The sequence below is a fragment of the Aliivibrio sp. S4MY1 genome, from assembly GCF_028765545.1.
In the GTDB taxonomy this organism is placed as follows: Bacteria; Pseudomonadota; Gammaproteobacteria; order Enterobacterales; family Vibrionaceae; genus Aliivibrio.
Map to the genome: position 1 here is coordinate 1 of NZ_JARACP010000034.1, position 9977 is coordinate 9977.

The 9977-nt window shown below is 35.1% G+C and carries 12 protein-coding genes; all 12 read right to left on the bottom strand.

Translation table 11 applies throughout. From position 1 onward, the window contains the following. Nucleotides 1-2410: 2410 nt before the first annotated feature. Nucleotides 2411-2875, bottom strand: coding sequence for a GNAT family N-acetyltransferase (locus PVK71_RS19800; RefSeq protein WP_274421058.1), 465 nt, complete (start codon nt 2873-2875; stop codon nt 2411-2413). A 152-nt stretch (nt 2876-3027) separates the two neighbouring features. Then, a complete protein-coding gene (locus tag PVK71_RS19805) occupies nt 3028-3699 on the bottom strand; it encodes a DUF2726 domain-containing protein (RefSeq protein ID WP_274421057.1) in 672 nt (223 codons plus the stop codon). A gap of 231 nt (nt 3700-3930) precedes the next feature. Beyond that, nucleotides 3931-4215: a hypothetical protein gene (locus PVK71_RS19810; protein ID WP_274421056.1), complete on the bottom strand. Its 285-nt coding sequence runs from the start codon at nt 4213-4215 to the stop codon at nt 3931-3933. 248 nt (nt 4216-4463) lie between these two features. Further along, nucleotides 4464-4688 carry a DUF2188 domain-containing protein gene (locus tag PVK71_RS19815; protein ID WP_274421055.1) on the bottom strand — a complete coding sequence of 75 codons (225 nt, stop codon included), beginning with the start codon at nt 4686-4688 and terminating at the stop codon, nt 4464-4466. Between the two features lie 2 nt (nt 4689-4690). Next, nucleotides 4691-4828, bottom strand: coding sequence for a zinc ribbon-containing protein (locus PVK71_RS20570; protein ID WP_443111740.1), 138 nt, complete (start codon nt 4826-4828; stop codon nt 4691-4693). Nucleotides 4829-5663: 835 nt separating this feature from the next. After that, complete coding sequence (locus PVK71_RS19820; protein ID WP_274421904.1) at nt 5664-5909, bottom strand: hypothetical protein; 246 nt, start codon at nt 5907-5909, stop codon at nt 5664-5666. A 252-nt stretch (nt 5910-6161) separates the two neighbouring features. Next, a complete protein-coding gene (locus tag PVK71_RS19825) occupies nt 6162-6611 on the bottom strand; it encodes a GNAT family N-acetyltransferase (protein WP_274421059.1) in 450 nt (149 codons plus the stop codon). A gap of 161 nt (nt 6612-6772) precedes the next feature. Continuing rightward, on the bottom strand, nt 6773-7147 hold the full coding sequence (locus PVK71_RS19830; RefSeq protein WP_086050413.1) for a VOC family protein: 375 nt from the start codon (nt 7145-7147) through the stop codon (nt 6773-6775). A 28-nt stretch (nt 7148-7175) separates the two neighbouring features. After that, nucleotides 7176-7319 carry a hypothetical protein gene (locus PVK71_RS19835; protein WP_274421053.1) on the bottom strand — a complete coding sequence of 48 codons (144 nt, stop codon included), beginning with the start codon at nt 7317-7319 and terminating at the stop codon, nt 7176-7178. Next, nucleotides 7316-7900, bottom strand: coding sequence for a hypothetical protein (locus PVK71_RS19840; protein ID WP_274421052.1), 585 nt, complete (start codon nt 7898-7900; stop codon nt 7316-7318). Before PVK71_RS19840 ends, PVK71_RS19835 begins: the two co-directional genes overlap by 4 nt. A gap of 717 nt (nt 7901-8617) precedes the next feature. After that, complete coding sequence (locus PVK71_RS19845) at nt 8618-9238, bottom strand: imm11 family protein (protein ID WP_061014402.1); 621 nt, start codon at nt 9236-9238, stop codon at nt 8618-8620. Then, entirely contained in the window at nt 9235-9828 is a 594-nt protein-coding gene (locus tag PVK71_RS19850; RefSeq protein ID WP_061014400.1) for an AHH domain-containing protein, read from the bottom strand. Before PVK71_RS19850 ends, PVK71_RS19845 begins: the two co-directional genes overlap by 4 nt. Nucleotides 9829-9977 lie beyond the last annotated feature (149 nt).

The window sequence follows — 9977 nt, forward strand, 5'->3', positions numbered from 1 at the left end:
TGCATAACACGTTTGCTACTATGCAGACCTAGCTGAATTTTAACGCCTTAATCACTGAAACTAAAGGTAAACTGACAACGCCGAGTGTAGCAAATCGTGTTGATGCATTTGTTACACGATCTTTGTCAACGCTTCCATTAACTTGGTAAAGAATTGATTTACCGAGATTTACTGTAAATTGAGTTTAATTAGACTGGCTCAATTAAGCGAGCAAAATATCCAATCAACGGCAAAAACTGCGAGATGAAACAATCCCTTTTTCTTACGCCATTTGTACGATCTGGTTTCAGCAAGTTTTAAGCTGATAAACCAAATATCCTTGCCACAATTGGGATTGAAAATGTGGCGAACAAAACACTGATGCAGGATAAAATGAGGCAAAACCATGAACAATTGAAGGCTAAATTGGCTTCTGAAACCCATGAACTTTTGACAATAATAGTCAATTGCCGAACCTGATAAAACGAATATTAAAAGGCAACAAAGAAAAAGGAAATCCACCCTACTTTCACGCCTAAAAAACTAACGGCTCAATCGCTGAACTGAGCCAAAAAACTACGATCTTAGAGTTCGTGTAACGCTGGCATAACACGTTTATTACCATGCAAACCAACCTGAATTTAACTGCCTTAATCACAAAACCAAAGGCAAACCCAGAACGCCGAATGTAATAAATCGTGTTGATGCGATTGTTGTGCGTGCTTACTTTCGGCTTGGTCAACTTGGTAAAGAACTGCCCTGCCAAGACTTTCTAAGCCCTGATTCTAATTTACCGATGACAATTAAGCGAACAAAATGTTCTTAAATTGCGTGGTAAAGTAAATGGAAAACCAATACATTTTTTATGCCATTTGAACGACTTGGTTTCCGCAGATTTGGAACTGATAAATCAAATATCCTTGCCACAACTGGGATTGGAAATGCAGAGAGGAAAACACTGATGCAGAATAAAATGAGGCATAATCAAAGAACAATTGAAGCGTAAATTAGCCTCTGAAACGCCTGAACTTAGGAAAATAAGGGCTTATTTGCCGAACCTGATAATGACGAAAACCAAAAGGCAACAAAGAAGAAAGGAACGCTTACTAAACCAAAACTACGAAAGCCGCGATCCTATTTACGAACCGTGCAAAAAATTTCGGACTCAGTACGCACAACGCCGCAATAACACGTGCGAACGACCGACTTTCAAAACCAATTACACTCCAAACCACAAACGCCGAGTGTAATTAGCATCGTGTTGATTGCTTTGTTACACGATCTTTGTCAACGCTTCACTTTAATTGGTAAAGAACTGATTTACCAAGATTTGTTATTAAACGATTTTAATTAGACTGGCTCAATTAAGCGAGCAAAATATCACTTCAACGGCAATAACTGTGAAACGAAACAATCCCTTTTTCTTACACCATTTGTACGATTTGGTTTCAGCCTGTTTTGAGCTGATAAACCAAATATCCCAACAACAATTGGGATTGATAATGTTGCGAGGAAAACACTGATGCAGGATAAAATGAGGCATAACTAAAGAACAATTGAAGCGTAAAAATGTCACTGAAATGGCTGAACTTAGATCGACAATAGTCAATTGCCGACCCTAATGAAATGAAAACTAAAAGGAAACAAAGAAGAAAGAAAACCACCCTACTTTCACATCTAAAAATCGAATGGTTCTATCGCTGAACTGAGCCAAAAAACTGCAATCTTTAGTTCGTGTAACGCTGGCATAACACGTTTATTACTATGCAAACCAACCTGAATTAACCGCCTTAATCACAAAACCCAAGGCAAACCCAGAACGCCGAATGTAATAAATCGTGTTGATGCGATTGTTGTGCGTGCTTACTTTCGGCTTGGCTAACTTGGTAAAGAACTGCTCTGCCAATATTTTTAATATCCTGATTCTAATTTACCAATGGCAATTAAGCGAACAAAATGTTCTTAAATTGCGAGATAAAGTAAATGGAAAACAGATACATTCTTTACACCATTTGAACGGCTTGGTTTCAGCATGTTTGGAACTGATAAACCAAATACCCTCGCCACAATTGGGATTGAAAATGCCAAGAGGAAAACACTGATACAGACTAAAATGAGGCATAGCCAAAGAACAATTGAAGCGTAAATATGCCTCTGAAACGCCTGAACTTGGGGAAATAAGGGCTAATTTACCGAACCTGATGAAACGAAAACCAAAAGGCAACAAAGAAGAAATTTACGCTTACTAAGCCGAAACTACGGAAGCCTCGGCTCTATTGATGAACCGTACAAAAAATTTCGGACTCAGTACGCACAACGCCTGCATAACACGTTTACTACGATACAGACTTAGCTAAATTTTAACGCCTTAATCACTGAAACTAAAGACAATCTAGAATGCCGAATGTAGTAAATCGTGTTGATGCATTTGTTAACTGAATTTCTCCATCACGTAATTAACAAGCTTTTCACCGCGAACTTCAATAGTTTGCTCATTAACCACCTTAAAGCCAAAATGCTCATAAAATGGTTTAGCTGTAATGCTTACTTCAGAATAAAAACGAGTAATGTTTAGGGCTTTTCCTTTGGACATTACGTGATCCATTAAAGCACGACCTACGCCTTTACCTTGAAATTCATGATGGCAAAAGAAATGATCAATTAGCCCACTACTTTGCAAATCAGTATATCCAACAATTACACCATCAATTTCTGCGACAAATGGGTTTATCGTTTTCATTTTCGTCTGCCAAACTGAAAAATCAAATGATTCTGGTGCCCATGCTTCAACTTGTGATTGAGAGTAGTCACGAGCATTGATAATTCGAATGGTATTAAGAAAGATGTGCCAGAGAGCTTCTGCATCATTTTCAGTGTAATGTCTTATTAAAACCATAGAACCTCACTTGAATTCAGTTAACGCCTGCATAACACGTTTGCTACCATGCAAATTAAGCCTAAATTTACCACTTAACACGGTAAACCCAAAGAAAACTAGAATGCCGAATGTAGAAAATCGTGTTGATGCAATTGTTATAAGCGTAGTGATTACTTAGATAATTTCTGTTCGATATGCCTACATTCTGGAAATGAACTACAACCCCAAAATTCATTGCCAACTGATTTACCCTTTTTAGCCACTTTAAGAACCATATTCGATGAACATTTAGGGCACTGTTTATCGGTGGAATCAAGTTCAAAACTAGGCATTTCAGGTTCAGCATTTGATAAAACACTTTGTAAACAGAGTCTGACATTTTCGATACTGTAAGCTTGTTTAGCTGGTATACGAATAAGTGGAAAATGAGCTGATTCACAAGCACTTTCTAAAAATTGGTCTCTAGACTTTCGTTTAGCATTATTATGAGAACTGTCGTCTAGTTCGATTGCACAGATAACTGACAAGTCGTCTTGATTACACAAAACAAAATCAAAGTGCTTAGCTGATATTTTATTAAATGCGGTTTGCCACGCTGATTTTGTCATTCCTTTTTCAGGTGCAATAACATCAGCAACACGAACTTTACCAAAAACTAGCACATTATCAGTAGCAACGGTTTGTTGTAGTACACCAAAAAATGAACGTTCTACGGGAGTAAATAATGCCCCGAGTTGACGATAAGAATGTTCACTTTTAGGCGATGATTGGCTTAATTTAAGCTTAGCAACAAAAGACAAAACTAGAACAAAAATCAAAGCTATTACGATTAGAATTTCCACGATATCTCCATTAATTCAACCTTTTACTTCCATATCTTGGCCTAGTTTAAAATAACCAAGAAACCGCTGTAATTACCATTTCAATTTAAGCTTATAACGCCTGCATAACACGTTTGCTACGATATAGACCTAGCTGAATTTTAACGCCTTAATCACTGAAACTAAAGGCAAACTGACAATGCCGAATGTAGAAAATCGTGTTGATGCGATTGTTATTCCATTTACTACAAGCTACTCGATAGCAAATACTTTTAATTTTTTAAATTCTGGGTAAAGACCATTAACTCCCATAAATGCTTGTTTATTTAACTCTTTAAACTCATGGAGGGTATATAATTTATTGGCTTCATGGTCTTCTAGTACACTTACAATAATCTGTTTTTTCACTTCATCAACAGAGACAATTAAATTATCGTCCTCAAGTAATGAAATAAGAGACTCTCTTGCACAATTTAATGCCATCACGTAAGTCTCATGATCAGCATCTTCATTTTTCATAACATCGATAATAAACATTTTATATCCTATAAAAACTAAAGAACACAGCATACCACACCAATGGTAATATGAGCATTAAAACCACAGACAACATGGATTAGTCTTAGCTGTAGGATATACCAATTAGTACAATGATTGGCATAACGCCTGCATAACACGTTTACTACTATGCAATTATACTTAAAATTGACGCCTTAAAACGAGAAACACTCGGCAAACTGAGATTGCCGAGTGTAGTAAATCGTGTTGATGCATTTGTTAAGTGTTTATCCTTTAGGTGGGTATGGATCATCCCCATGACTATCTTTGATAGCTATTTTACCGTCTTTATTATGAATCACTAATTCTGACTGTTGATTCTGGCTAATTGCTCTTGCGCGATCAACTGCTTCTTTTTTAGTGTCAAAATGACCTGACGATCTTTGCCCTCCACTCTGCTTAATATCCCAACCACCATCAGGGTTTGAAACTACATGGGTACTTTTTGTCATTATTAACTCTTTCTATATTCAGTGTGAGCACATTTAGGACAAGGTGGAAGTGTATCCGAATAATCATCTAAATCGACTCTTTGACCACACTTCTTACAATAATAGATACCTTTACCAGGCTTTTCACCAGTTGTTGGCATAATTTAATTCTCCATATTTAAATTATTAATATTAACCACAAATAAATAGTGGTTAATTTTTATTATGCGCTTAAATATAGAAAGGTTTTGAGATATAAGTCTTAGAACTGAACAGACACTTAACGCTTGCATAACACGTTTATTACCATGCCAACCAACCTGAATTAACCGCCTTAATCACAAAAACCAAGACAAACCCAGAACGCCGAGTGTAATAAATCGTGTTGATGCGATTGTTGTGCGGACTTTCTTTCGGCTTAGCTAGCTTGGTAAAGAACTGCCCTGCCAAGATTTTCTAAGCCCTGATTTTAATTTACCAATGGTAATTAAGCGAACAAAATGAACATAAAATTGGAAATAATGTAAAGAAAAACAAATACATTTACAACGCCATTTGAACGGCTTGGTTTCAGCAAATTTGGAACTAAAAAACCAAATACCCTCACCACAATTGGGATTGAAAATGCGGCGAGGAAAGCACAGATGCAAACTAAAATGAGGCATAACCAAAGAACAATTGAAGCGTAAAATAGCCTCTGAAACGCCTGAACTTAGAGAAATAAGGGCTAATTTGCCGAACCTGATGAAACGAATGCTAAAAGGCAACAAAGAAAAGGATTTACGATAACTAAATAGCGTTTACAAAAGTCTCATTTCTATTGAGGAACCGTGCAAAAAATTTCGGACTCAGTACGCACAACGCCTGCATAACACGTTTGCTACCATGCAGATTAAGCCAAAATTTACCACTAAAAGCGATAAACCCAATAGAAACTAGAATGCCGAATGTAGCAAATCGTGTTGATGCGATTGTTATGTTCGTTACTTCGACTGATTAGCGTACATATTTGAATTTAACATGATAATTAATGTATGCATTTAGTCCATCACCAGAAACTGCCAATTTCTTCATAGTTTCAACATGATCACGTCCTGCACTATGGTAATTATAGGTATATGAGCGTGCTGTTCCATCAAACCAAACAGTTATGCTATCAGCGCTAATCTCAAATCCATGCACACCTGAATCGTTATTAATGTCTTTATAAACTTGCATTTGAACCTCGTAATTAAAATGCATACATAAGTATATGCAATTCAACTATGAACCAACAATTAAAATGGCATACTGACCAATATCAATAATAAGAATCGATATTATAACGTACTGTTAAAACTGCCGTTCAGTTCACATTTACGAGAACATAACGCCTGCATAACACGTTTGCTACCATGCAGATCAAGTCCAAACTTACCACTTAATACGGTAAACTCAAAGAAACCTAGAATGCCGAATGTAGCAAATCGTGTTGATGCATTTGTTAAATGTGACTCAACGAAGCCAGCAAACTAAACGCAACATATCCTTGTGCTGAATTCCATTCTCAAATATCTCATTATCATAATTGTCGAGGAAGAAATCCTTTAAAATGGAATCGACTCTGAAATCGTGACGTTGATAAAACGATAATTGATACCCAAAACTACCAGTCCCAAGCTCAATTTTACTGTAACCAATCGTAGTTAATTCTTTTAATACAAATTGGAGTAGTTTTGAACCAATACCTTTCTGCTGATATTCAGGATCTATTGCTATATTAAAAATTTCAGAAGTAGAGACATTCAATGACTTACTAACGCAAACACCAATAATTTGGTCACCATCAAACGCACCAAAACAAGCCGAATCCGCTAAGTATTTTTTGATAGCAATTTCAGACGGATCAGCTTCAAGCAATAACGTCATTGGCACTGATTCAGATGATATTTTTTTAAATTCAATCAAGCCACTTTCCTCTTAGAGCCCAAGAAACATTTAACGCCTGCATAACACGTTTGCTACCATGCAGATTAAGCCCCAATTTACCACTTAACACGGTAAACCAAAAGAAACCTAGAATGCCGAATGTAGCAAATCGTGTTGATGCATTTGTTATATGCGTTCTAAAATTGATTAAAAACAGCTTCTATTTTGTTACCATCTAAATCCAGAACATAAGCTGCATAATAACCTTCACCATATTCAGGTCTTAGATTAGGCTTACCAGAACAAGTAGCTCCATTTTCAATTGCTACCTTATAGAAATTATCGACGGCTTCAGTATTTGGGGCATTAAAGGCGACATGAGAGCCATTACCATTAGTCGGACTATTTTCACAAGGACAACCAATCCAAAATTCAAAACTATTACCATAAGCTGCTGCAATTCCATCAATATAATGGGAGCGTTTTATTGATAGAGTCTCAAATACCGCATCATAAAATGCAACTGCCGCTACTACGTCTTTTGTACCAATAGAAATATGATTAATGATCACGTCAATCTCCTTATTAATTTTAATCCTTTCAAGCATATAACGCCTGCATAACACGTTTGCTACCATACAGTTTAAGCTCAAATTTACCACTTAACACGGTAAACTCAAAGAAACCTAGAATGCCGAGTGTAGCAAATCGTGTTGATGCATTTGTTAACTGTTTTGTTATCACGGTTTACCTTGTAGTTTTACCGCTTTACTCAATGTAGTTAATACAAGGTTTGTTCCCCATAAAATCAGAATAAAGTAAATAACCCAGCAAGCTACAGCAATATTGATTGTTGTAATTGAGTCAACGGTTAAGATAATTGTCAGCCAAACACTGGTAAGAAAAGCTAATAAACCAAAACTAAGAGATATAACCTTACACCTTTCTATAATTCTTAATTTACGAGTTAACACTCGGTCATTTAAAGTAAATTGACCATTTTTTAAATCAATTAAACAATAACGTCCACAAACATTACCATAAGTGTTTAATTTTAAAAAAGCCCTAGGTTCAGTAAGAAACCAATGAATTTCATCAATAGTAAGATTGGCATTTGTAAGACCACTTAAAATAATTAATATTTCGGCATAATTCTTCTCAAGATCAACAGCTAGATCTTTAATTATTTTATAGCGCCCATGTAATTCCTTTGCTTTTTCCCCTTTAAAATTAGCTAGCTGCCTGTAGGTTACACAAAAAGTAATAATACTAATCATTAAACCAACAAAACTTCCAAGTAATGTTATCCAATTCGTAAGTTCCATTTATACCTCAAAAACAGTTAACGCCGCAATAACACGTGCGAACGTCTCACTTTCCAAACCAATTATACTTCAAACCACAAACGCCGAGTGTAATTAGCATCGTGTTGATTGCTTTGTTACACGATCTTTGTCAACGCTTCACTTTAATTGGTAAAGAACTGATTTACCAATAATATTTAGAAACCAATTCTAAATTACAGAAGCTAATTTAGCGAACAAAAGAACCGTTCAACTACAAAAACTGCGAAACGAAACAATCCCTTTTTTTACGCCATTTGTACGATCTGGTTTCTGCGAGTTTTAAGCTGATAAACCAAATATCCTTACCACAATTGGGATTAAAAATGCTGCGAGCAAAACACTAATGCAAACTGAAATGAGGCAAAACCATGAACAATTGAAGCGTGAATTGGTTTCTGAAACCCATGAACTTTTGGCAATAATAGTAAATTGCCGAACCTGATGAAATGGAAACTAAAAGGAAACAAAGAAGAAAGAAAACCACCCTACTTTCACATCTAAAAATCGAATGGTTCTATCGCCGAACTGAGCCAAAAAACTGCTATCTTTAGTTCGTGTAACGCCTGCATAACACGTTTGCTACGATACCATTATACTTAAAATTGACGCCTTAAAACGAGAAACACCCGACAACCTGAGATGCCGAGTGTAGTAAATCGTGTTGATGCATTTGTTATGTGATAATGGATTGATAATTTAAAATTGTTTACCTTCATGAAAATCAGATACTTTAATAAAAGTAACTCCTGACATTTTTTTCTTTAAAATAAGTTCAACAATTTTCTTATGAAAAAATAAATAACTCTTGGAACAGTTTGCAATTTTAAATATTAAACGATTACTTTCTTCAATATTATCTAATACTGATTCATCTAAAGAATATTGTTTTACTTCTAAAAAATCATCCTCATCTTCGTCCTCATCAAAATCAAAAAATTCAATTTTTGATTTTACAAGATCAAGACAATTCAATTCTTTATATAAACCTAAATACCAGTAATTATCATGCCATTTATTACCATCATCAATATATATTGATGGATATATTTGCATTCCATTGACGTTATATTGATTGAGATTATCTTTTAATTCTTCATTGATCAATAAACCAGAACTATCTACAAGTAAATCAGTTAATGGCCAACGATTTTTATCCTCTTCTTTAAAACCATTAGAAAAGAACAATGGCTCTTGTCCACTTACTAATTTTTTATAAGCGTATTTTCTTTGTGATGTTTTTCTGTCAGGTTTTATATAAACTTGATCATCACCACTTGGACGGAAAGCAATATAGTATTCATCGTTATATTTTGTCATTGTCCTACTCTTAACTTGTAATTATGTTTTGATATATGACTAAAGTGGTCTCTAGATGCATCACAGTTTTGGTTTGAATGCTGATTTATAGTACGAGCATTACCGCATCCAACAGTATTTTTATCATTAACTTGAAAGTAACGGAATATTTTAGTTAATGGAAGCTCAAAGTTACTTACTGAGCGTAAAATTTTAATACTTTCTTTATCAATTAAGCCTTGAATCGGCTTCTTTTTTTCACACCGTTTATCCATTTTTTCTTCAAGACGCTTAATTCTATCAGAAACATCACTATGATAGCTTCTCGGATGATCATCATCCTGAAAAGTGTGATCACCTAAATGCAACTGTACTCCTAAGTGACATGCACCAGGAAGAGTGCATGGTATAAAAACTAAATTTTCAATGTTATTAATAAAATAACTATATTCTTTCAGTTTCCAATCCAAACCAGATAAAGAAATTCCTTTTGCTGAAATAATATGATGCGCTTGCATATCAATACCATTATGTATGGGATGATCTTCGTCTGTAGCTCTCAACAATCGTTTTCGATATTGAGAATCTTTATCTATAGATGTCTTACTCATAATTATTTTATCACCCTAATAACTATCCTAAAGATAACTAACCATTTTATTGAAAAAGTAAGTTCGATTTTATCATTATAGATTGGTTGCTATCTCACTAAATCAATAGACAAATTACCTAAAGGTAATAAGTTAAAGGAATGATCACA